Raw genomic sequence first — 22718 nt, 5'->3', positions numbered from 1 at the left:
TCCTGGGGATGCCGGGTACCCCCAGGTCCATGACGGGACGGGTGAGGCTGGTGGCGCGCATCCTGGCCAGGGCCACGCGCCTCGTGGGATCCGTCGTGCGGATGTCCTCGCACGCGAGGAGCGCCGCCCGCCGACGACGCGCTCCGGGCCCGGACTCCGGGACGGGGCTCGGCCGACTCACCGATCGCGAGCTCGTCCGCGCGTGGGAGCACACGTCGCGCTACCTCGCCACGGACCTCGAGCCCACGCGACGCCTGACCCTGGTGATCACTCGTCAGCACCTGCTGGACGAGCTGCGGGAGAGACGCCTGGACGCCGTGGCGCGGTCCGGTCGGCGGCCCGGTCGGCGGTGAGCAGCTCGCGCAGCGGGCCGATGCGCGCGAGGGCGGCGTCCAGCATCTCGGGGCGTGCGCGGTACCACGCCAGGTGCGCCGCCTCCACCGTCCCGGGCGCGATCCGGCGCCACTCGACGGTCCAGTCGGCAGTGGGTGGGACGTCGAGCCCGTGGGCGGCCACCACCTCGGGGTGGAGCGGCGCGTGGATGGAGGTCAGCAAGGGGCGCTCGACCGCTGGTGCACACGCGTCGAGGCCGAGCGCTGCGCGCAACCTCGCCGCGACCGGCTCGAGCAGCGCGTTGCCGGGATGGTTGATCGTCCGCATCGTGTCCGCCGTGGGCCGGGTGAGCAGGTCGCTCACCACGACGGTCCCGTGGGCGCGCTCGCGGCGCGACAGCTCCCCGACCGACGCCGCCGCCACCGCGTGCACGGCAGCGGAGGTGAGCCCGAGCGGGGCGCGTGCCGTCCGTCCCGCGCGCAGGTCGTCAGCGGCGAGCACCGTGCGGATGTCGTGGTACGGCACCACTGGAGGGTCCGGGCGGTCGAGGTCCGGCGGGTGCACGAGCAGGTGGAACGGGTGCAGTCCGGCGTACCTCAGGCTCGGGACCAGGGCGACGCGTGCACTCGGCGGGAGGACGGCACGCAGCTGCGAGGTGCCGAGGGGCAGGCCGCGGTAGTCGTCCGACGTCGGTTGAGCGACCAGCAGGTCCGCTCGTGACAGGAGCCCATGCAGCGCGACGACGTCTGCGGAGGTCATCTCGTGCAGTGCCGGGAGCCTCAGCGTGCGGACGTCGCCGGCGTCGAGCAGCAGGCGGAGCGACTCGGCCTGGCAGTTGCCCACGATGACCAGGAGCGGTCGGTCGTCGCTCACGGGCGCCACCCGCCCAGCCACGACTCCAACGTGTGGTCGGCGGCCCACGGTCGGAGCCCGGTGCGGACCGGCGGCCCGGCGGGCGCGAGCGCGGGCCGGCCCCAGCGAGCGGCCCGGCGCAGGAGGCGCAGGTCGTGCAGCTCGGCGCAGCCGTCAGCGACCGCTGCGCGTGCCGAGGAGCCGTCCAGGGCGGTGAGCAGTGCACCCCAGGCCGCGGCGTCACCGGCGAGGCCCCGTCGGACGACCAGGTGCAGGCGAGCGGTGTCGGGGACGGCCTGCCCGGCCGGCAGGAGGCGCGGGTCGTCACCCACGACGGCCCGGTGGTGCGCACCGAGCCGCACCGCGGCCCGGGGGAGCGCGGCGAGCACCGAGTCGAGGGTGACGAGCAGCTCGGTGTCGGTGAGCCCGGGCTCGCAGGTCACCACCAGGTCGGCCGGGCCGCGCGCGAGCCCGCGCCAGGTCGTCCCGGCAGCCGAGGTCCGGTCGGCGACCGCCACGGTCTCCTCCAGGTGGGCATCGGGATGGCGGCCGCGTGCTCCCGCGTCGGGGCCGTCGTGCCAGGCGACGGCGTCGGGGCAGTGGGCGAGCAGGCCTCCGGCCGTCCACGACCGGTGCGCGAGCTCCCAGTCCTCGCCGCCGTAGGCGCGGAACGTCTCGTCGAAGCCGCCGACCTCGTCGAACCACCACCGGCTGCAGGCGAGCACCGCCCCGATGACGAACCGGTGTGCGGTCGCGTCGGCGTCGAGCAGGTCGCGGGTCTCGGCGTAGGCCGCGCGGAGCCACTCCGGCTCGGGCAGCTCGGTCAGCGGCGCCACGTCCTCGACCGGGTCACCGGGAGGCACGCGGGACAGGTCGGCGTGGCGACGGCGGCCCACCACGAGGGCCTCCGGGACCGACTCGGGCAGCCGCACCATGCGCTCGACGAACCCGGGCTCGGGCGTGGTGTCCGCATCGAGCAGCACCACCACCTCGCCGGTGCTCGCGGCCACCCCCAGGTTGCGCACGGCCGCGGCCCGGAAGCCCTCGTCGGCCTGTCGCACCAGCTGCACCCCGGCCGGGACCGTCGGGCGCCGCCGCGAGCCGTCGTCGGCGACGACGACCTCGTCCGGTGGGCGAGTCTGCCGGCGCAGCGCTGCGAGGGTGCGGTCGAGCGCCGCCTGCTGCTCGTAGTGCGCCACCACGACCGACACGGTCCGGCGAGGTGCTCGTCGTGGTGCGAGGTCCCACCGGTTGCCGACCACGCTCGTCCCGTAGGGCGGCGTCGTCACCCGTTCACCGAGAGCCACCAGGCACGATAGGCCGCCGCCGTGTCCTCGAGCCCCGGCCCGAGATCGGTCCCGGGCGGGGTCCACGTCGAGGCCGGGCTCTGCAGCGCAGCCTCCAGGGCGGGGACGAGCGACCCGTCGTCGAAGATGGTCGTCGTCCCGGGTCGCAGCTCTGCCATCTCGCGTGCGTAGGCCCCGTCACGGACGAGGGGCCGGCGTCCGGCGGCGATCCACGAGTTGAGGCTCCCGGACGCCGACACGTTGCGGTGCGCCACCACCGGCACCGTCACGCGTCGCAGAGCACGCCGCAGGTCGTCCTCCCGGACGCGGCCGGTGACGTCGACGGGCACGCCCCGGGCGCGGCTGGTCCGCAGGAGCGCCTCGACCTCGTCGTCGTGCCCGGGGGCGGCTCCACCGAGGACCCGCACCTGCACCGATCGGCCGGAGCGCCGCAGCGCCGCTGCCGCACGGACCACCTGGCGGTGCCCCTTGCCGGGGTACACGAAGCCGAAGACGCCGAGCACCGGGTCGACGTCGCGCTCGATGGTGTCCGGCTCCTGTGCGGGCCCGCGGAAGACCGGGAGCGGGATGACGGACCCACGCGGATCGTCGCTGCACCACCGACCGACCAGCGAGTGCTCGTGCCAGGAGTTCGTGACCCAGGCGCGAGTGGCCCGGACCATGCGGCCGTACGCCGCGGCGCGGGCCCGGAACACCGGCCCGTCCGTGGGCTGGGGGACGTCGTGGAGCGTCAGCGTCAGCGTCACCCGCCGCGCCAGGAGCTCGACCGCGGACGCTGCCTCCGCCGGGTCGCGGGAGAGCAGGCGGTCCGTGACGTGCAGGTGGACGGGAGCACCGGGTGCCAGCTCGTCGACGTGGCGCGCCACGGGAGCACCGGCGGCGCCGGCCACCTCGCCGGCGTAACGCGTCACGCCGTGGGTGTCGGGGCCCAGCAGGAGGTGGTGGGGCGTCACGTGGTCGTGTGCGCGGAGGGCGGGGGACTGCAGCACCCCGGCATCCTTCCCGTTCGCGGGCGGACCGGGCTCCCCCCAAAGCGTAGGAGGGGGCGCAGGTGCCGGCGGATCCTCAGACCCCGAGCGTCGCCGGGTCGGTGTTGGCGCCGCAGACCACGACGGCGACCCGCTCGCCGGGTGCCGGCACGTAGGCACCCGAGAGGAGGGCGGCGTACGCAGTGGCGGCGCCATGCTCGGAGGCGATGCGGTAGTCGCGCCACAGCGCCTCTCGCGCCGCGACGATGTCGTCGTCGGGCACGAGCACGGAGACGGGCGGCTCGGCCACCTGCGCGGCGAAGGCGAGGTCGCCGACGCGCCGCGCTCCGAGGGAGTCCGCCGCCACCCCGGAGACCTGGACGTCGACGGGGGCACCCGCGGCCATGGCGGCGTGCAGGGTCGGGATCGTCGCCGGCTCGACGGCGACGACCTGCGCGCGACCGCGCGCGGCCGCAGCCACACCGGCGTAGAGCCCACCGCCCCCGACGGCCACCACGATCGTGTCGATGCCCGGCTCGTCCTCGAGCACCTCCTCGGCCAGCGTGCCGGCGCCGGCCACCACGTCGGGCTGGTCGTAGGCGTGTGCGAAGACGGCTCCCTCGGCCTCCGCGAACGCGACGGCGGCCTCGTAGGCCTCGGCGTACTCCTGGCCCACCCGTCGCACCAGTGCGCCGTAGGCCTCGATCCGGGCGACCTTCACCACCGGCGCGGTCTCCGGCACGATCACGGTCGCGCGGATGCCGAGCGCGCGGGCGGCGTAGGCCTGGGCGAGGCCGGCGTTGCCGCCCGAGGCGACCACGATCCCGGCGTCGCCGAGCTCTCCTCGCTCGAGCGCGCCGAGCTGCCGGTTGAAGGCGCCGCGCGTCTTGAAGACCCCGCAGTGCTGGAGGTGCTCGCACTTGAGCCAGACGTCGTCCGAGCCGGCCGGGGCGAGCAGAGGAGTACGTCGCACACGTCCCGCGATCCGGTCACGGGCGGCCAGCACGTCGTCGCGGGTGATCAGCACGGGGCCAGTATTCGCGACGGTCGGCAACCGGATCAGCGCAGGGTCAGGGTCGCCGACACGACGCACAGCGTGGCGCAGATGGAGCCCCAGCCGGCGAGCTTGAGCAAGGGGATCCGGAGGCCCGCCGAGCGGCAGCGCTGGAGCCACAGGAGGGTGGCCAGGGAGGCCCACGGCGTGATGAGCGCGCCTGCGTTGACGCCGATCAGGGTGGCCACGAGCCGGCGCACGTCGTCTGCGGCCGACGGCTCGACGAGGAGGTAGGCCGGAAGGTTGTTGACGAGGTTGGCGATGAGCGCGGAGGCTCCCGAGAGGTGCAGGAGGTCGAGCGTGCGAGTGCCGGTGCCGACCGCGGGCGCGAGCCAGTCGAGCAGGCCCTCGGACTGGGCGATCCGCAGCAGTCCGGCGACGAGGACGAACACCCCGGCCATCAGCCAGGGCGGGCTGACCTCGCGGAGCAGCGACGGCGCCCGCCACGCGGTCGCGGCGAGCAGGACGCCGGCGGACGCGAGGGAGACGACCGCGGGCTCGAGGCCGATCGCGAAGAGCGGTCCGATGGCCAGGCACACGACGCCGCTGATCACGAGCAGCGCACGGTCGTGGGGCTCGGCCGGCGGGTCGACGTCGTAGGTCCCGCGCAGCGCCCGCCGCTGGAGAACGGCGATCAGGACGAGCGTCACCACGATTGCGGTCACCGCCGGCAGGGCCGCGGTCCGGACGTAGTCGGCATGTCCGGCTCCGAGGTCCTCGAACCGGTGGACCGCGAGCAGGTTGGTGAGGTTCGAGACAGGGAGCAGGAGCGAGCCGGTGTTGGCGATCCAGAGCGTCGTGAGCGCGAACGGCATCGGCGCGATGCCGGTCTGCTGGGCGATCGCCAGGCCGACCGGGGTCAGCAGGACCGCGGTCGTGTCGAGGCTCAGCACGATCGTGCAGACGACCGCCAGCGCCGCGAAGGTGAGCCACAGGAGCAGGACCCGGTGGCGGGCACGACGAGCCATCGCGTGCGCCGCGACGTCGAACACTCCGGCCAGCTGGGCGATCTCGGCGGTCACCGTGATGGCGACGAGGAAGATCGCGACCGGGAGGACCTGCACGACGACAGGGTGGAGGGCGTCTGTCACGGGGATCAGGATGACGGATCGGGCTCGGGGAGGGGCCCGAACACCTGGTTGCAGGTCCAGCCGGCGCAGGTCACGAGCTGCGCACGCCGTTGCTCGAGCGCGGCGACGACGTCGGCGTAGCGCGGGTCGTCCACGACGTTGACCATCCCGTCGGGGTCGGTGAGGCGGTCGTAGAGGAACGCGTCGGTCCCGTCGGTGCCGTAGAGGTAGCGCTCGGTCCGCACGCCGCGGTGGGACCAGCCGTCGCCGAGGGTGCGCCCGGTCTGGATGAGCGTGGTGTCGCGGAAGGGCTGCTCGTCGCCCATCAGCGTCGGGACCAGCGAGGTGCCGTCGATCGTCCACTGGGGTTGTACGCCGGTGAGGTCGGCGAAGGTCGCCGGGAGGTCGACCAGCGTGACCGGCAGGTCGGAGGTGGTGCCGGCCGGGATGCCCGGGCCGCGGACGACGAGCGGCACCTGGAGCGCCTCGTCGGTCAGCACGTCCTTGCCCGTGTAGCGGTGCTCGCCGAGGGAGTAGCCGTTGTCGGAGGAGAAGACGATGTAGGTGTCGTCGAGCACGCCGGCCTCGTCGAGGGTCTGCACGAGCGACCCGACGGCCCGGTCGACGGCCTGCAGCGACTCGAGCCGGGCGGAGTTCTCGGCGTGGACCTCCTCCCGGTCGACCGGCGGGAGGTTGCGCAGGTAGCGGGGCTGGTCCGAGACGTCGGCCTCGTCGAAGGCCGGGTCGTCGAAGGACGCCGGGCGCTGGTCGGCGAAGGTGCCGCGGTCCTGCGGCATCGGCGGCGGCAGGCTGCGTCCGCCCTCCGGCGTGATCCGGTAGTGGGGCGCGAGGTGCCAGGCGTAGACCACGAAGGGGTCACCGGTCGCGGCGAAGTCGCGGATCGAGGTGTCGGTGTGGTCCTCGATCACGGTCGTGATGTAGCTGTCCGTGTAGCGCGTCGGGGTGCCGTCGCCGGTCATCGAGAAGTTCACGTAGTCGTAGGTGCCGCGGGTCAGCGCGTCCCACCGCCCCCAGCCCGCGGGGCGGACGCTGCTCGGGTGGTAGCCGTTGAGGAACTTGCCGGCGAAGCCGGTCTGGTATCCCGCGTCGCGGAACCACACGCTCGCCTCGCGGGTCGGGTCGAGCGCCTGGAAGCCGCCGTGCTCACCGCGGTTGTGCTGCACGCCGTTGTTTTGCGCGTACTGGCCGGTGGCCAGCTGCGCGCGAGCGGGGCAGCAGAGCGGGTGCGGCGAGATGGCGTCGGTGAACTCCATGCCCTGGTCGGCGAGCAGGCGGCGGGTGATCGGCATGTGGTCGAGGTCGTCGTCGCGCATGTCGTCGGTGAGGACGAAGACGATGTTGGGCCTCGACGGGACTGCCGCGTCCGTGGGCGTCTGCGTGCCCTGCGCCAGGCTCACCGATCCCGCACCGGAGGTGCCCGACCCGTCGGTGATCGTCACGGTCGCCAGGGTGGCCACGAGGACGACCAGCAGAGCAGCCGCGATTGACTGTGCCCACGCTCGCATCTACGCATTCCTCGCCGGGCCCGTGAAGGACCTGTGTCTCGCCCTGTGTCGGCGCAACAGTAGGCGGGTCGCGGGCCCTTCCCAAGACGACACGACGACTGGGGGAAGGTCGTCGGAACCGTTACGCTTTGACCTCGCCGACGCCTGCGACCCACGACCAGAAAGAGCACCAGCGCCGACCATGGACGACAGTCAAAGTCCCCGCACGACCGCACTGATCCTCGGGTGCGCGTCGTGACCCCCCTCCTGCTGCTGCTCGTCTCGCTGGCCCTCGTGGCCGCCTGTGGACTCTTCGTCGCGGCCGAGTTCTCGTTCGTCACCGTCGACCGGCCGAGCGTCGAGCGCGCCGCCGCATCCGGTGACGAGGGCGCGCGCGGAGTCCAGCTCGCGCTGCGCTCGCTGTCCACCCAGCTCTCCGGCGCCCAGGTCGGCATCACCGTCACCAACCTCGCCATCGGCTTCCTGGCCGAGCCGGCGATCTCCGACCTCGTCCGCGGCCCCCTGACGTCCGCCGGGGTCCCCGAGGGCGTCGTCACCCCGCTGTCGCTGTTCCTCGGCCTGGCCCTCGGCACGGTGATGACGATGATCTTCGGCGAGATGGTGCCGAAGAACATCGCGATCGCGAAGCCGCTCGAGACCGCCCGGACGACGCAGGGCTTCATGCGCGGCTTCACGGCGCTCACCAAGCGCCCGATCCGGATCCTCAACGGCTCCGCCAACGCGATCGTGCGCCGCCTCGGGATCGAGCCGCAGGAAGAGCTCCGCTCGGCCCGCAGCTCCCAGGAGCTGTCCTCGCTCGTCCAGCGCTCGGCCGACCAGGGCACCCTCGACGCCGACACCGCCGAGCTCGTCGAGCGCTCGGTCGAGTTCGGCACCCGCACCGCCGGCGAGATCATGACGCCGCGCGTGCGCACGACGACCGTCGAGGACGGCGACCGCGTCTCCTCGGTCATCGACCTGGCCCGCCAGACCGGCCACTCGCGCTTCCCCGTCCTCGACGCGGAGGACACCGTCGTCGGCACGGTCCACGTCAAGCACGCCGTCGCCGTCCCGGTGCACGAGCGGGCCACGACCCGGATCAGGCACGTCATGGTCAAGCCCGTCGTCGTGCCCGACAGCCTCCGGCTCGACCCCCTGCTCGCCCTGCTGCGCCAGGACGGCTTCCAGATGGCCATCGTGCTCGACGAGTACGGCGGCCACGCCGGCATCGTGACGCTCGAGGACGTGGTCGAGGAGATCGTCGGCGACATCTCCGACGAGCACGACCGGCTGGGGGCCCGCATCCGGCAGCGCCGCGACGGCAGCTGGACGCTGTCCGGGCTGCTGCGTCCCGACGAGGTCGAGGACGTCACCGACGTCGAGCTGCCCGACCACGAGGACTACGACACCGTGGCCGGCCTCGTCATGCGCGAGCTCGGCAAGATCCCGGCGCCCGGCGACCGGATCGAGCTCGCGGTCCCGGACCGCAGCGACCCCCACGAGCCCCGGCAGCGCCTCGTGACGCTCACGGTGGAGCGGATGGACGGCCTGCGCATCGACCGCCTCGACCTGCGCGTCGTGGCCACGACCCCGGTGGGAGGCTCCGATGAACGGTGACCTCTTCGGCGTCGTCCTCGCCGTCGTCCTGCTCGCTCTCAACGCCTTCTTCGTGGGCGCCGAGTTCGCCCTGCTCGCCGCCCGGCGCAGCCAGATCGAGCCACGCGCCCAGGAGGGCTCCCGCTCAGCCCGCACGACGCTCCGCGCGATGGAGAACGTCTCGCTCGTCATGGCCGGCGCCCAGCTCGGCATCACCGTCTGCTCGCTCGGCCTCGGTGCGATCGGTGAGCCCGCGGTCGCCCACCTGCTCGAACCGCTCTTCCACCAGGCGCGCCTGCCCGACGACCTGCTCCACCCGGTGTCGTTCGTGGTGGCCATGTCGATCGTGGTCTACCTCCACGTCGTGCTCGGCGAGATGGTCCCCAAGAACATCGCGCTGGCCGGCGCCGACCGCGCCGCGATGGTGCTGAGCCCCCCGATGATGGTGATCGTGACCGTGCTGCGCCCGGTCATCGCCGTGATGAACATGATCGCCAACGGCGTCCTGCGCCTGCTCCGGATCGAGCCCAAGGACGAGGTCCACTCGAGCTTCACGCGCGAGGAGGTCGCCGCCCTCGTGGAGGAGTCGCGCGGCGAGGGCCTGATCGAGGCCGAGGAGTACGACCGCCTCGCCGGCGCCCTGGGCTTCACCGAGAAGGCCGTGTCGTCGATCCTCATGACGCCCGACACCCTGGCGACCGTGGCCCCCGGCTCGACGGTGGCGGACGTCGAGGCCGTGTGCGCCTCGACCGGGTTCAGCAGGTTCCCCGTCGCGACCGCCGACGGGTCGCTGCTCGGCTACCTCCACATCAAGGACGCCCTGGAGTCCGACGACGACAGGCGATCACGGGTCATCGAGGACAAGTGGATCCGGCCCTTCGCGACCGTCCACCCCGACGACCTGCTCCACGACGCCCTGGAGAGCCTCCAGGTCAAGGGCGCCCACATGGCCCGGGTGGTGCAGCGTGACGGGGAGGTCGTCGGCCTGGTGACGCTCGAGGACGTGCTCGAGGAGCTCGTCGGCGAGATCCGCGACGCGGCGCACCACGACGTGGCGCCGCTGGACGCCTAGTCCCTCGGTAGGGTTCGACCGTGCCAGAGGAAGCGTCCCGCGTCTGGACCGTGCCCAACATCATCAGTGTGGTGCGGCTCGCCGGTGTGCCCTTGTTCCTCTGGCTGGTCCTCGGCCCGGAGGCCGACGCGATCGCGCTCGTCGTGCTGATGGTGGCGGGGTTCACCGACTTCCTCGACGGCTGGCTGGCCCGGCGGCTCAACCAGTACTCCAAGCTCGGCGAGATCCTCGACCCCGTCGCCGACCGGCTCTACATCCTGGCCGTCGTCATCGGGCTGTTCCTGCGCGACATCATCCCGTGGTGGGTCGCGATCGCCCTGCCGCTGCGCGACCTCCTCCTCTGGGGACTGGTGCCGATCCTGCGCACCCGGGGCTTCTCCGCCCTGCCGGTGCACTTCCTCGGCAAGGCCGCGACCTTCAACCTGCTCTACGCCTTCCCGCTGCTGCTGCTCGGCGAGGGCGACGGGATCGTCGCCACCCTCGCCCGCACGTTCGGCTGGGCCTTCGCGTGGTGGGGGATCGGCCTCTACTGGTGGGCGGGCGTGCTCTACGCCTGGCAGGTGCGCAAGCTGATCCGCGAGACGCCACGGCGTACGTCGCCGGCCTCCGACCATGCCTGACACCAAGCCCGACCGGAGGCCCGACTCGCGGCCCGACACGAGGCCCGACTCGAGGCCGGCCGCCCGCGACCTGCCCGACCACGTCACGGCGCCCCTGCTCTCGCTCATCACCGCGCGCTCGCTGGACGAGGACTACGCGCACGTCGCACGGCAGCGCGCCGCTGCCGGGCTGCCGCCGAGGACGACGTCGCGGGGCCGGCCGCACTGGGCCAGCCTCGTCGCGATCGGTGCGCTCGGGGTGATGGCCGCGATCGTCGCCGCGCAGACCGACCGGGAGGCCGCGGTCAACGAGCTCAGCCGGGCCGCGCTGGTGCAGCAGATCGAGGCCCGTCGCGACGAGGTGCGCAGCCTCCAGCACGACGTGGGCGAGCTCACCCGCTCCAACGCGGCGGCCGCCAGCAACAGCACCACCGTCCAGGGACAGCTCGACGACATCGACAACCGCGTGCGCCGCGCCGAGCTCAACACCGGGTTCTCCGTCGTGCACGGGCCGGGCGTGCGGATCACCGTGGACAACCGCCCGGGCGTCGACGTCAACGGCGAGATCCGCGACGAGGACCTCGCGATCCTCGTCGACGGCCTGTTCGAGGCGGGCGCCGAGGCGATCGCGATCAACGACCAGCGCATCAACGCCCTCGGCGGCATCCGCAACACCAGCCGGGCGATCCACGTCAACGGCCGACCCGTCAACGCCCCCTACGTCGTGTCCGCCATCGGCGACCCGAAGACCCTCCAGGCCAGGCTGCTCCAGACCTCGGAGGGCCAGGAGTGGTTCGCGCTCGTCAACGGCCTCGATTTCGTCTACACACCCCAGAATGTGGACGACATCCGCCTGCCGGCTGCCCCGGAGCGAGGCTTGCGTGATGTGATCGAGGACAACGCCGACCCGGACGGCACACCAGGAGGAGGGGGCAACGCGCCATGACCGCCCGATGATCGCCGCGCTCGGCCTGCTCCTCGGCATCCTCGCCGGACTGGTCTTCGCCCCCGACGTCCCGCTCGGCCTGCAGAACTACCTGCCGATCGCGGTGGTCGCTGCCCTCGACGCCGTCTTCGGCGGCCTCCGCGCCTACCTCGACGGCATCTTCGACGACAAGGTCTTCGTCGTCTCGTTCGTCAGCAACGTGGTGATCGCGGCAGCGATCGTCTACCTCGGCGACCAGCTCGGTGTCGGCGCCCAGCTCACCACGGGCGTCGTCGTCGTCCTCGGCATCCGGATCTTCTCCAACGTGGCCGCCATCCGGAGGCACGTCTTCCATGCCTGACCAGCCCGACCAGCCTGACCGACCCGACCGGCCCGAGCACCCACCCGGGCACGTGAGGCCCGACCCGGAGAGCCCGGGCCGCGAACGGCTGCGGCACGCCCTGCTGAAGCCCTCGCGGCGCCAGGGGATCGTCGCGGTCCTGCTGGCCGTCCTGGGCTTCGGGTTCGTCGTCCAGGTGCAGGACACCGCGGCCAACGACACCTACGCCGGCCTGCGCGAGGGAGAGCTGATCCAGGTCCTGGACGGACTCACCGGCACCGCCGAGCGCGCCCGCCGGGAGGTCGACCGGCTCGAGGGCCGACGCGACGAGCTCAGCAACGAGAACCAGGCCCGCGCGGCCGCCCTCGACGAGGCCGAGCAGCGGGTCCGCACCCTCAACATCATCGCGGGGCTGGTGCCCGTCTCCGGTCCCGGCCTGCGCGTCACGATCACCGAGTCCACGAGCCGGGTCAGCGTCGGGTCGCTGCTCGACACCGTCCAGGAGCTGCGCACGGCCGGCGCCGAGGCGATGGAGTTCAACGACTCGATCCGCCTCGGGGCCGACAGCTCCTTCGAGAACGCCGTCGGGGGGATCGAGCTCGACGACCAGCTGCTCGAGCCGCCCTACGTCCTCGACGTCATCGGCGACATCCACAACCTCCGCACCGCGCTCACGTTCTCGAGCGGGCCGGTCGAGACCCTGGAGACGCTCGACGGCGCGAGCGTGACGATCGAGAAGGTCGAGGTGACCAGCGTCCGCGAGGCGCCGAGACCTGAGTATGCGGAGTTCGGCACGGGCCAGTAGCCTGCCGCCATGTATCCGGAGAACCTGAAGTACACCAGCGAGCACGAGTGGGTTCGCACCCCCGGCGATGCCGAGGGGTCGGTCCGGGTGGGCATCACCGACTTCGCGCAGGACGCGCTCGGCGACATCGTGTACGCCTCCCTCCCGCAGGTGGGCGACCAGGTCACGGCGGGGGAGACCTGCGGCGAGCTGGAGTCGACGAAGTCGGTCAGCGACATCTACGCCCCGGTCACCGGTGAGGTCGTCGCGGTCAACACCGCGCTCGACTCGACCCCCGAGCTGGTCAACAGCGACCCCTACGAGGCGGGCTGGCTCTTCGAGGTCGGCGTCGCCGACGCCGCGCAGGTCGACGGCCTGATGGACGCCGCGGCCTACCAGGCCGGCCTCGACGCCTGACCACCGCACCGAATCCGCCAGCCGCCCATCACCGGGCTGGTAGGTTCGGACCAACCGTCAACCTCAACCCTCGGCTGAGGGTTGGGCGTCGATCCGTCGAGGAGCATCCATGCCGTTCTGCACCGCCTGTGGCAAGCAGAACCCCGACGACGCGCGCTTCTGTGCCCAGTGCGGCACCAAGCTGCTCGCCGGGGAGGACACCGGGGCGAGCCCGGTCGAGACCACCGCGACCATCACCTTCGGCGTGCCCGACCAGCGCGAGTCCTCCGACCGCCAGCTGAGCCCGGTCGACGCCGCCGCGGTCGACGCCCTCCCGGAGGGCCACGCCCTCCTCGTCGTGCAGCGCGGGCCCAGCGCCGGCAGCCGGTTCCTCCTCGACGTCGACGTGGTCGGCGCGGGTCGCCACCCCGACAGCGAGATCTTCCTCGACGACGTGACCGTGTCCCGTCGGCACGCCGAGTTCCGTCGTACGGGTGCCGGCTACACCGTCAGCGACGTCGGCAGCCTCAACGGCACCTACGTCAACCGCGACCGGATCGACTCCGTCGAGCTCAACGACGGCGACGAGGTCCAGATCGGCAAGTACCGGCTGGTGTTCTTCTCCTCCCACCCGGACAACTGATCCGTGAGTGCCTCGACCTCTCCGGGCTCGAGTCGCGGCGCCCGCCTCAACATCGGGCAGGTCCTCGACCAGCTGCGACCCGACTTCCCCGGCGTGACGATCTCCAAGATCCGGTTCCTGGAGGACCAGGGCCTGGTCAAACCCGAGCGCACTCCCGCCGGCTACCGCAAGTTCTCCTCACAGGACGTCGACCGGCTGCGCTACGTCCTGACGATGCAGCGCGACCACTACCTCCCGCACAAGGTCATCGGGGAGCACCTGGACGCCATCGACCGCGGCCTCGAGCCGCCGGCCATCGAGGGCGTCGTGCCCACGGTCCCGAAGGTCGCGCTCAGCGCCGACGGACTGCCGAGTCCCGAGTCCTTCCGCCGCTCGAGCGACCTGCGCCTGTCGCGTCGTGAGCTGGTCAAGGTCGCCGACATCACCGAGGAGCTGCTTGCCGAGCTCGAGCAGTACGGCCTGGTCACCGCGCGCACGGGCACCGGGCACTTCGACTCCGACGCCCTCGTGGTCGCCCAGACCGCACGCGAGCTGGCCGACTTCGGGTTCGAGCCGCGCCACCTGCGGGCCTTCAAGACGGCCGCGGACCGCGAGGTCGGGCTCGTCCAGCAGGTCGTCGCACCGATCTCCCGTGGTCGCGACACGGCTGCCCGCGCCCGGGCCGAGGACGCGACGGCGGAGATCGCCGCGCTGTCCGTCCGCCTCCACGCGACGCTCGTGAAGGTCGGGCTCGACCGCGGCTGAGCCGCCGCCTCACCCCGGAGCGCACCCCCGCCTCACCCTCGCCGCACCCCCGGCGTCCCGCATGGGTCGCGTGAGTAGGGTGGCTGCATGCGTGAGATGGACGTCGTCGGAGTCCGCGTCGAGATGCCCTCCAACCAGCCGATCGTGCTCCTGCGCGAGGTGACGGGGGAGCGCTACCTGCCGATCTGGATCGGTGCCGTGGAGGCGACGGCGATCGCGTTCGCCCAGCAGGGAGTGACGCCACCGCGGCCGCTGACCCACGACCTGATGCGCGACGTGCTCGCCGCGACCGGCCAGCGACTCGACGAGGTGCGGATCGTCGACATGCAGGACGGCATCTTCTTCGCCCAGCTCGTCTTCGACGGTGGCGCCGAGGTCGGGGCCCGCCCGTCGGACTCGATCGCCCTCGCCCTGCGCACCGGCACCCGCATCGTGTGCGCCGAGGCGGTGCTCGAGGAGGCCGGCCTGGCCGTGCCGGCCGAGCAGGAGGACGAGGTCGAGCGGTTCCGCGAGTTCCTCGACCACGTCTCGCCCGACGACTTCGAGTCGCCGGACTCGCCTGAGTGAGCCTCACCGGTCACAGGGGGCTTCACGCGCACCCCCAGAAACACTCACCCTCAACCTGAGGTCGAGGGTTGGCGACACGCCGCGGACGTGGATGGACAACCTGCGTGCGCGGGCATACCTTGAACTGTCTCTGTTGTAACTCCACCGTTGTGGTTGCCGGTCCTCCGGCCTCCGAGCGGGCCCTTCCCCCAGGAGTTACCGCTCAGCGGAGGAACTGACCTGGAGGGTCACTGTGGTTAGCAACGAGAACGACCCCGGCGTGGACGGCGCCGCGATCAAGGCGGCGGCCGAGGCTGCCGACCTCGCCGAGGAGCAGGGCCTGCTCTTCGACGACGACGTCTCCCCGCTGCCGAGCGACACCGGCTACCGTGGACCGACGGCGTGCAACGCCGCCGGCATCACCTACCGCCAGCTCGACTACTGGGCCCGCACCGGGCTCGTCGAGCCCAGCGTGCGCGGCGCGGCCGGGTCCGGCTCGCAGCGCCTCTACTCCTTCCGCGACATCCTGATCCTCAAGGTCGTCAAGCGCCTCCTCGACGCCGGCATCTCGCTCCAGCAGATCCGCACCGCCACCGCCCACCTGCGCGAGCGCGGCACGGACGACCTGACCCGCGTGACGCTCATGAGCGACGGCGCCTCGGTCTACGAGTGCACCAGCAACGACGAGGTCATCGACCTCCTCCAGGGCGGCCAGGGCGTCTTCGGCATCGCCATCGGCGGCGTCTGGCGCGAGATCGAGGGCACCCTCGCCGAGCTGCCCAGCGAGCGCACGGCCGAGGAGCCGGCGGCGTCGGTCGCCGGCGACGAGCTCGCGGCCCGTCGGGCCGCCCGCCAGACGGGCTGACCGCACCCGGATCGCCCTCCAGAACCCCAGCAGAGCAGTCGAAGCCGCCCGAAACACCGGGCGGCTTCGACCATTTCTGTTGCGTATCGCTAAACTCGAGGTGCCGACATCCCGTGCGGGAGAGTCGTGGAGGCAGGCCCCGAGCAGTCGGGACGGACCGGCCGCCGCGCGCCGAAGGGGCAATTCCTCCCCGGAACCTCTCAGGCACCCGGACCGCACGGGTTGGCACTCTGGAGGCCAGCTGGGCCGACAGAGGGGGAGGTCCACCTCGTGACCTCTGGGAGCTCCTGTGACGGACGCCACCTCCACCCCCTCCGCGACGAGCGACACCCGACAGCTCGGTGAGTTCGTCGCGCGGCACATCGGACCCGACGAGTCGTCGGTGGCGCGCATGCTCGCTGCCGTGGGGCACGAGTCGCTGGAGTCCCTGATGTCCGCAGCCGTCCCCGGCGGCATCCGCTCGGCCGCCGCGCTGGAGCTGCCCGACGCCCTCGACGAGGAGGCCACCGCCCGCGCCCTGCGCGCCCTCGCGGCGCAGAACCACCCGGCGGAGGCGATGATCGGGCTCGGCTACCACGCGACGATCACGCCTCCCGTGATCCGGCGCAACGTGCTCGAGGACCCCTCCTGGTACACCGCCTACACGCCCTACCAGCCGGAGATCTCCCAGGGCCGGCTCGAGGCGCTGCTCAACTTCCAGACCGTCGTCGCCGACCTCACCGGTCTCCCGACCGCCAACGCGTCCCTGCTCGACGAGGGCACGGCTGCCGCCGAGGCGATGACGCTCGTACGCCGTGCGCAGCGCAACGCGACCGGCCCCTTCGTCGTCGACGCCGACGCCCTCCCGCAGACGATCGACGTGATCCGCACCCGCGCCGAGGCGATGGGCATCGAGGTGGTCGTCGCCGACCTCGACGCGGGGCTCCCGGACGGCGAGCTGAGCGGCGTGCTCGTCCAGTACCCCGGGGCCTCGGGCTCCGTCCGCGACCCGCGTCCGGTGATCGACGCGGTCCACGAGCGCGGCGGGCTGGCCGTCGTCGCTGCCGACATCCTGGCCCTGACCCTGCTCGAGGCACCGGGGACCTTCGGCGCCGACGTCGTCGTCGGCTCGTCCCAGCGCTTCGGCGTACCCCTGTTCTACGGGGGTCCGCACGCCGGCTTCATGTCCGTGGCGGCCGGCCTCGAGCGGCACCTGCCCGGCCGGCTGGTCGGCGTCTCGGTCGACGCCGAGGGACGCCCGGCCTACCGGCTCGCGCTGCAGACGCGCGAGCAGCACATCCGCCGCGACAAGGCGACGTCGAACATCTGCACCGCGCAGGTGCTGCTCGCGGTCGTCGCCTCGATGTACGCCGTCTACCACGGGCCCGAGGGCCTGCGGCGGATCGCCCGGCGCACCCACGACCACGCCAGCCGGATCGCCGCGTCGCTGCGGGCCGGGGGAGTGCAGGTCGTCAACGACACCTGGTTCGACACGCTCACCGTGGCAGTGCCCGGTCGCGCTGCGGAGGTCGTCTCCGCCGCGCGCACCGTCGGCCTCCACCTGCGCCTCGTCGACGCCGATCACGTCGGCGTCTCGACCTCGGAGCGCACCTCGCACTCGACCGTCTCCGCCGTGCTGCGAGCGTTCGGCGTCGCGGCCGACGACGGCGCCGACCGCTCCGGGCTCCCCGAGGACCTGCACCGCACCACCGAGTTCCTGACCCACGAGGTCTTCAACTCCCACCGCAGCGAGACGCAGATGCTGCGCTACCTGGCGAAGCTGTCCAACCGCGACTACGCGCTCGACCGCGGCATGATCCCGCTCGGCTCGTGCACCATGAAGCTCAACGCGACCACGGAGATGGAGCCGGTCAGCCTGCCGGGCTTCGCCGACCTGCACCCGTTCGCACCGGCGCAGGACGCCGCCGGCTACCGCGAGCTGGTCGACGACCTCGAGGGCTGGCTGGCCGAGGTCACCGGTTACGACAAGGTCTCGGTGCAGCCCAACGCCGGCTCGCAGGGCGAGCTCGCCGGCCTGCTGGCCATCCGGGGCTACCACCACGGCAACGGGGACACCGGCCGCAACATCTGCCTCATCCCGTCGTCGGCCCACGGCACCAACGCCGCGTCCGCCGTCATGGCGGGCATGAAGGTGGTCGTGGTGAAGGCGGCCGACGACGGCTCGGTCGACCTCGACGACCTGCGCGCCAAGTGCGACCAGCACGCCGAGACGCTCGCCGCGATCATGGTGACGTACCCCTCGACCCACGGTGCCTACGAGGACACGATCACCGACCTCTGCAAGATCGTCCACGACCACGGTGGCCAGGTCTACGTCGACGGCGCGAACCTCAACGCGCTGCTCGGCTTCGCCCGCCCCGGCGAGTTCGGTGGCGACGTGTCGCACCTCAACCTGCACAAGACGTTCTGCATCCCGCACGGTGGCGGCGGTCCCGGCGTCGGCCCCGTCGCCGTCCGCGCCCACCTCGCGCCCTACCTCCCCTCCCACGGGTGGCACCCGGAGGAGCAGAAGCGCGCCGGCATCGGTCCGATCAGCGCCGCGCCCTACGGGTCGGCCGGGATCCTGCCGATCACGTGGGCCTACATCCGGATGATGGGCGCCGAGGGGCTCACCCGCGCGACCGCCGTCGCGGTGCTGTCGGCCAACTACATCGCGAGCCGGCTCGGGGAGCACTTCCCGGTCCTCTACCGCGGCCACGGCGACCTGGTCGCCCACGAGTGCATCCTCGACCTGCGCCCGCTGACCAAGGCCAGTGGCGTGAGCGTCGACGACGTCGCCAAGCGGCTCGTCGACTACGGCTTCCACGCACCGACGATGTCGTTCCCGGTCGCCGGGACGCTGATGGTCGAGCCGACCGAGTCCGAGGACCTCGCCGAGATCGACCGCTTCTGCGACGCGATGATCGCCATCCGCGGTGAGATCGCGCGCGTCGAGGCGGGGGAGTGGACGCCGGAGGACTCGCCGCTGCGCCACGCGCCCCACACGGCCCGTGCGCTCGTCGGCGAGTGGGACCGGTCGTACTCGCGCGAGGTCGGCGTCTTCCCGCAGGGCATCGACCCCGACAAGTACTGGCCGCCGGTCGGCCGCATCGACCAGGCCTACGGCGACCGCAACCTCGTGTGCGCCTGCCCCCCGCCGGAGGCGTTCGCGCAGGACTGATCGCTAGGGTCTGCCCATGAGCGACCAACGGCAGAGGCTGCTGGACGTCGCGCAGGCCGAGGGCCGGCTGACCTCCGTGGTCGGCGCGGTGCTCGACCGCTACGGCGCCGTGTGGGCGGGAGGGGCGGGCGACGCGCCCGGCCTCGACGGGCAGTACCGGATCGGGTCGATCACCAAGACCCTCACCGCCGTGCTGGTGATGCAGGCGCGGGACGCGGGGCTGCTCGACCTCGCCGACCCGCTGTCCGCACACCTGGGCGACGTCGGCTACGGCGAGACCACCGTCCGCGACGTGCTCGCGCACACCTCCGGCATGCAGAGCGAGCCGCGGGGCTCGTGGTGGGAGCGCACGCGCGGCTCCGACTTCGCCTCGCTCGTCGCCGCGAACGACGGGAGCGGTCGGGTGGCCGCCGCGGGCGACTGGTTCCACTACTCCAACCTCGGCTACGGCCTCCTCGGCGAGGTCGTGGCCCGGCGCCTCGGCGTGCCGTGGCGCGTGCTCGTCTCGGAGCGCCTGCTCCAGCCGCTCGGCATGCGGGCGACGTCGTACCTCCCCCGTCCCGGGGCGCAGCCGGGGTGGAGCGTGGACCACTTCACCGGCATCCGGGTGCACGAGCCGCTCGCCGACACCGGGGCGATGGCCGCGGCCGGGCAGCTCTGGTCGACGCTGGGTGACCTGGTGACCTGGGGCCAGGTGCTCGGTGGCGCCCGTCCCGACGTGCTGCCCGCGGACACGCTCGCGGAGATGCAGCGGCCGGTGACGGCGGACTACGGGCTCGGCCTGATGCTCGGCGTGCACCCCGGAGGGCGCCTGGTCGGGCACAACGGCTCGATGCCCGGCTTCCTGGCGGCCCTCCACGTCGACCCCGACAGCGGGATCGGGGCCGTGGTGCTGACCAACGCGACGACCGGGATCGACCCGCGGGTCCTCGCCGTGTCGCTCATCGAGGGCGACCCCGACGCCGCGGACGAGCGCCCGCCCCCGTGGCGCCCGACCGTCGTGCTGCCGCCGGAGGTGGTCGGGTTCCCGGGCCTGTGGTTCTGGGGCAACTCGGCCTACGACGTGCGCTGGCACAACTCCGGGCTCGAGCTGCGCCCGATCGCGCGCGGGGGAGCCGTGAGCGACCGGTTCGAGCTCGTCGACGGCCGCTTGGTCGGCGTCCTGGGCTACCACCGCGGCGAGCACCTCGACGTCGTACGACATCCGGACGGGTCGATCCGCAACCTCGAGTGCGCGACGTTCGTCTACACCCGGAAGCCCTACGACACCCTGCGCCCGACCTGACGGGGGTCGACTAGGGTCGGCCATCCAGCACTCTCGGGGGAGATCCATGCACGCACCTGCCAGTCCTGCCCGCCTGACCGTCGTCGCGGCGGTCGTCCTCGCGTTCTGCGCCACGTTGCTCGTGGGAGGTGGCGCGGAGGCCGCCGGCAGCAAGGACGGCCTCACCGGCTACGCCTTCGACGCACGCTGCGCGCCGACGCAGGAGCAGATGGACGCCTGGCTGACGTCGTCGCCGTTCTGGGGCGTCGGGATCTACATCGGCGGATCGACGGCGTCGTGCCAGACCAGCGCGACCGACCCCGGCCAGCCGCACCTCGACGCCACCTGGGTGTCGCGCCAGAGGTCGTCCGGCTGGCGCGTGCTGCCGATCTGGGTGGGCCCGCAGGCGGCGTGCTCGTCGTACGCCGACCTGATCGATCCGAACCCCGCGGGGGACTACGCAGCCGCTGACGCGCGGGGCCGCGCCGAGGCGACCGCTGCCGTCGTCCGCGCACGTGAGCTCGGCATCAAGGCGCGCACGACTCTCTGGTACGACCTCGAGGGCGGCTTCGACGTCGCCGACGAGGACTGCCGGCGCTCGGCCCTGCGGTTCCTCAGCGGCTGGACCGAGGCGCTGCACGACCTCCGCTACCGCTCGGGCGTCTACTCCAGCATCTCGGCGGGCATCCACGCGCTGGACAACGCCGACAACCTCTCGCCCGGGTCCTACGAGATGCCTGACCAGGTCTGGTTCGCGTGGGACAACGACCGCGCGAACGTCGACGTGGACCAGCGCTGGGTCCGCAAGGACAGCTGGGAGGGCGAGCGCATCCACCAGTACCAGCTGCACACCGACGCCGCCTACGGCGGTGTCGCGCTGACGATCGACCGCAACTTCCTCGAGCTCGACGGTGGCTCGCAGCCGCCTCGCAACCTCCTCGCGTGCGGCCGCACGGACCTCGACCTCCGGTCGTACCCCCGGCTCCGCACCGGCCGCAGCGGCGATGCCGTGGAGGCGCTGCAGTGCCTCCTGAGGAAGCACGCCGGCTACCGCAGTCGCCTCGACGGGCGGTACGACACCCAGGTGGCGCGTGCCGTGCGGAAGTTCCAGCGCCGGCACGACCTGCGCCAGACCGGCAGGACCGATCCCGCGACGTGGACCGCGCTGTTCGCCCAGGGGTCGAAGCCGCTGGTGAAGGTGGGCTCGTCCGGTGACGCGGCGCTGCGGCTCGAGCGTGCGCTCCGGGCCGCCGGGTTCGGATCGGTGAAGGTCACCGGGGTCGTCACCGACCGCACCACCAGGGCGGTCGCGCGCTGCCAGCGGCGGGTCGGCCTCGACCCCACCGGGGTCGTCACGACCGACACCTGGAAGGCGCTCCAGACCGGCGCGCGCTGACCGGCGTTGCGAAGTCCGTTTCACCTGCCTCGGCCACGTGCTGGGGTCTAGTGTTGCCGCGGGCGCATCCATGGCGCACCGCATCCGTCAAAGGGGAATGACATGGGACTGTTCCAGGCTGTCAGCGGCGCCATCGGAGGCACGCTCGCCGACCAGTGGCTCGACTTCTACGGCGTGCCGGACGGGCTCCCCGCGACCGCGGCGCTGTTCCCCGCGGTGGCCAAGGGTCAGAACGCCGGTCGCGGCAGCAACACCCGCGGCTCCGAGGGTGTCATCACCAACGGCTCGAAGATCGTGGTCCCCGAGGGCTACGGCCTGGTCCTGGTCGAGGACGGTGCGTTCACCGGCTTCGCCGCCCAGCCCGGCGGCTACATCTGGGACTCCGAGGAGACCGCCTCGCAGTCGATCTTCTCCGGCGGCGGCCTCGTCGACTCGCTCATCAAGCAGAGCTGGGAGCGCTTCAAGTTCGGCGGCCGCCCGGGCTCGCAGCAGACCGCGATCTTCGTGGCGCTGAAGGAGCTGCCCAACAACAAGTTCGGCACCCAGTCGGAGATCTACTGGGACGACGCGTTCCTGAACACCCAGGTCGGCGCGATCACGCGCGGCACCTACACGCTCAAGATCACCGACCCGCTGACCTTCATCCGCAACTTCGTCTCGGCGTCGGTCATCAACGGCCACGGGGTCTTCGACTTCACCGACATCGACAACCCGGCCGGTGAGCAGCTCTTCAACGAGGTCGTCGGCTCGCTGGCCCCGGCGTTCTCGATGTACACCAACGACCCCGCCAAGGGGAACCGGATCACCAAGCTCCAGCAGGACTCCATCGGCTTCGCCCACTCCCTCTCGGCCGCCGTCGAGCAGAACTACCAGTGGCGCACCGATCGCGGCCTGGAGATCGTCAAGACCGCCATCATCTCGATCGAGTACGACGAGAACACCCGCGAGCTCCTCAAGAACGTCCAGCGTGCCGACGCACTGTCGGGCCAGCGCGGCAACTCGAACCTGCAGGCGTCCGTCGCCGCCGGCATCGAGTCCGCGGGCGAGAACGCCGGTCCCGGTGGGCTCATCGGCATGGGCATGGCAACCGGCGGCATGGGTCTCGGCGGGCTCCAGCAGCCGGCGGGCCAGCCGGCCCCGGCTGCGCCCGCCGCCGCCCCGGCTGCGCCGGCGGCTCCTGCCGCGCCCGCCGCGGAGGACCCCATGGCGGTGCTCAAGCGGGCCAAGGACATGCTCGACGCCGGCCTGATCACCCAGGAGGACTACGACGCGGCGAAGGCCAAGGCGCTCGGTCTCTGA

The 22718-nt window shown here is 72.5% G+C and carries 21 protein-coding genes and 1 riboswitch; of the genes, 15 read left to right on the top strand and 6 right to left on the bottom strand.

The window, feature by feature from the left end:
* Window positions 1-267: 267 nt before the first annotated feature.
* From BLV76_RS18445 to BLV76_RS18425, 6 genes are all read right to left on the bottom strand, one after another.
* A complete protein-coding gene (locus BLV76_RS18445; protein ID WP_139306624.1) occupies window positions 268-1206 on the bottom strand; it encodes a WcbI family polysaccharide biosynthesis putative acetyltransferase in 939 nt (312 codons plus the stop codon).
* Window positions 1203-2474 carry a glycosyltransferase gene (locus BLV76_RS18440; protein WP_175539736.1) on the bottom strand — a complete coding sequence of 424 codons (1272 nt, stop codon included), beginning with the start codon at window positions 2472-2474 and terminating at the stop codon, window positions 1203-1205. The genes BLV76_RS18445 and BLV76_RS18440 overlap by 4 nt, the downstream gene beginning before the upstream one ends.
* Window positions 2471-3481: a glycosyltransferase family protein gene (locus BLV76_RS22235; RefSeq protein ID WP_139306623.1), complete on the bottom strand. Its 1011-nt coding sequence runs from the start codon at window positions 3479-3481 to the stop codon at window positions 2471-2473. Before BLV76_RS22235 ends, BLV76_RS18440 begins: the two co-directional genes overlap by 4 nt.
* Before the next feature lie 76 nt (window positions 3482-3557).
* Window positions 3558-4487 (bottom strand): threonine/serine dehydratase, encoded by a 930-nt coding sequence (locus BLV76_RS18435; RefSeq protein ID WP_217630390.1) that lies wholly within the window; start codon window positions 4485-4487, stop codon window positions 3558-3560.
* 32 nt (window positions 4488-4519) lie between these two features.
* Window positions 4520-5605 (bottom strand): ArsB/NhaD family transporter, encoded by a 1086-nt coding sequence (locus tag BLV76_RS18430; RefSeq protein WP_090970991.1) that lies wholly within the window; start codon window positions 5603-5605, stop codon window positions 4520-4522.
* A gap of 5 nt (window positions 5606-5610) precedes the next feature.
* On the bottom strand, window positions 5611-7110 hold the full coding sequence (locus tag BLV76_RS18425; protein WP_090970989.1) for a sulfatase family protein: 1500 nt from the start codon (window positions 7108-7110) through the stop codon (window positions 5611-5613).
* A 234-nt stretch (window positions 7111-7344) separates the two neighbouring features.
* Here BLV76_RS18425 and BLV76_RS18420 point away from each other — a divergent pair, with 234 nt between their 5' ends.
* From BLV76_RS18420 to BLV76_RS18350, 15 genes are all read left to right on the top strand, one after another.
* Window positions 7345-8706: a hemolysin family protein gene (locus BLV76_RS18420; RefSeq protein ID WP_090972949.1), complete on the top strand. Its 1362-nt coding sequence runs from the start codon at window positions 7345-7347 to the stop codon at window positions 8704-8706.
* The gene (locus tag BLV76_RS18415) at window positions 8696-9757 is read left to right on the top strand and encodes a hemolysin family protein (RefSeq protein ID WP_090970987.1); all 1062 of its coding nucleotides are present in this window, start codon (window positions 8696-8698) and stop codon (window positions 9755-9757) included. The genes BLV76_RS18420 and BLV76_RS18415 overlap by 11 nt, the downstream gene beginning before the upstream one ends.
* A 20-nt stretch (window positions 9758-9777) precedes the next feature.
* Window positions 9778-10377, top strand: coding sequence for a cardiolipin synthase ClsA (gene clsA / locus BLV76_RS18410; RefSeq protein ID WP_090970985.1), 600 nt, complete (start codon window positions 9778-9780; stop codon window positions 10375-10377).
* Complete coding sequence (locus tag BLV76_RS18405; RefSeq protein ID WP_090970983.1) at window positions 10370-11302, top strand: DUF881 domain-containing protein; 933 nt, start codon at window positions 10370-10372, stop codon at window positions 11300-11302. The genes clsA and BLV76_RS18405 overlap by 8 nt, the downstream gene beginning before the upstream one ends.
* A 7-nt stretch (window positions 11303-11309) precedes the next feature.
* On the top strand, window positions 11310-11642 hold the full coding sequence (locus tag BLV76_RS18400) for a small basic family protein (RefSeq protein WP_090970982.1): 333 nt from the start codon (window positions 11310-11312) through the stop codon (window positions 11640-11642).
* A complete protein-coding gene (locus BLV76_RS18395) occupies window positions 11635-12426 on the top strand; it encodes a DUF881 domain-containing protein (RefSeq protein WP_090970980.1) in 792 nt (263 codons plus the stop codon). The genes BLV76_RS18400 and BLV76_RS18395 overlap by 8 nt, the downstream gene beginning before the upstream one ends.
* 9 nt (window positions 12427-12435) lie before the next feature.
* Window positions 12436-12822, top strand: a complete 387-nt coding sequence (gcvH, locus tag BLV76_RS18390; RefSeq protein ID WP_090970978.1) for a glycine cleavage system protein GcvH — start codon at window positions 12436-12438, stop codon at window positions 12820-12822.
* Window positions 12823-12931: 109 nt separating this feature from the next.
* The gene (locus tag BLV76_RS18385; RefSeq protein ID WP_090970976.1) at window positions 12932-13444 is read left to right on the top strand and encodes a zinc-ribbon and FHA domain-containing protein; all 513 of its coding nucleotides are present in this window, start codon (window positions 12932-12934) and stop codon (window positions 13442-13444) included.
* Window positions 13445-13447: 3 nt separating this feature from the next.
* Window positions 13448-14188, top strand: a complete 741-nt coding sequence (gene ftsR / locus BLV76_RS18380; RefSeq protein WP_090970973.1) for a transcriptional regulator FtsR — start codon at window positions 13448-13450, stop codon at window positions 14186-14188.
* Window positions 14189-14275: 87 nt separating this feature from the next.
* Complete coding sequence (locus tag BLV76_RS18375) at window positions 14276-14755, top strand: bifunctional nuclease family protein (protein ID WP_090970970.1); 480 nt, start codon at window positions 14276-14278, stop codon at window positions 14753-14755.
* A gap of 259 nt (window positions 14756-15014) precedes the next feature.
* Window positions 15015-15599: a MerR family transcriptional regulator gene (locus tag BLV76_RS18370; protein WP_090970968.1), complete on the top strand. Its 585-nt coding sequence runs from the start codon at window positions 15015-15017 to the stop codon at window positions 15597-15599.
* A 106-nt stretch (window positions 15600-15705) separates the two neighbouring features.
* Window positions 15706-15825: riboswitch (glycine riboswitch) on the top strand.
* A 63-nt stretch (window positions 15826-15888) separates the two neighbouring features.
* Window positions 15889-18759: an aminomethyl-transferring glycine dehydrogenase gene (gene gcvP, locus BLV76_RS18365; protein ID WP_090970967.1), complete on the top strand. Its 2871-nt coding sequence runs from the start codon at window positions 15889-15891 to the stop codon at window positions 18757-18759.
* A 16-nt stretch (window positions 18760-18775) separates the two neighbouring features.
* Window positions 18776-20044 carry a serine hydrolase domain-containing protein gene (locus BLV76_RS18360; RefSeq protein ID WP_090970964.1) on the top strand — a complete coding sequence of 423 codons (1269 nt, stop codon included), beginning with the start codon at window positions 18776-18778 and terminating at the stop codon, window positions 20042-20044.
* Between the two features lie 46 nt (window positions 20045-20090).
* Window positions 20091-21419: a glycoside hydrolase domain-containing protein gene (locus BLV76_RS18355; protein ID WP_090970962.1), complete on the top strand. Its 1329-nt coding sequence runs from the start codon at window positions 20091-20093 to the stop codon at window positions 21417-21419.
* A gap of 102 nt (window positions 21420-21521) precedes the next feature.
* Window positions 21522-22718, top strand: coding sequence for an SHOCT domain-containing protein (locus BLV76_RS18350; RefSeq protein WP_090970960.1), 1197 nt, complete (start codon window positions 21522-21524; stop codon window positions 22716-22718).

This window comes from Nocardioides exalbidus (assembly GCF_900105585.1).
GTDB lineage: Bacteria > Actinomycetota > Actinomycetes > Propionibacteriales > Nocardioidaceae > Nocardioides > Nocardioides exalbidus.
Note: the sequence above shows the minus strand (reverse complement) of the source record. Positions and strands in the feature narration are given on the sequence as shown.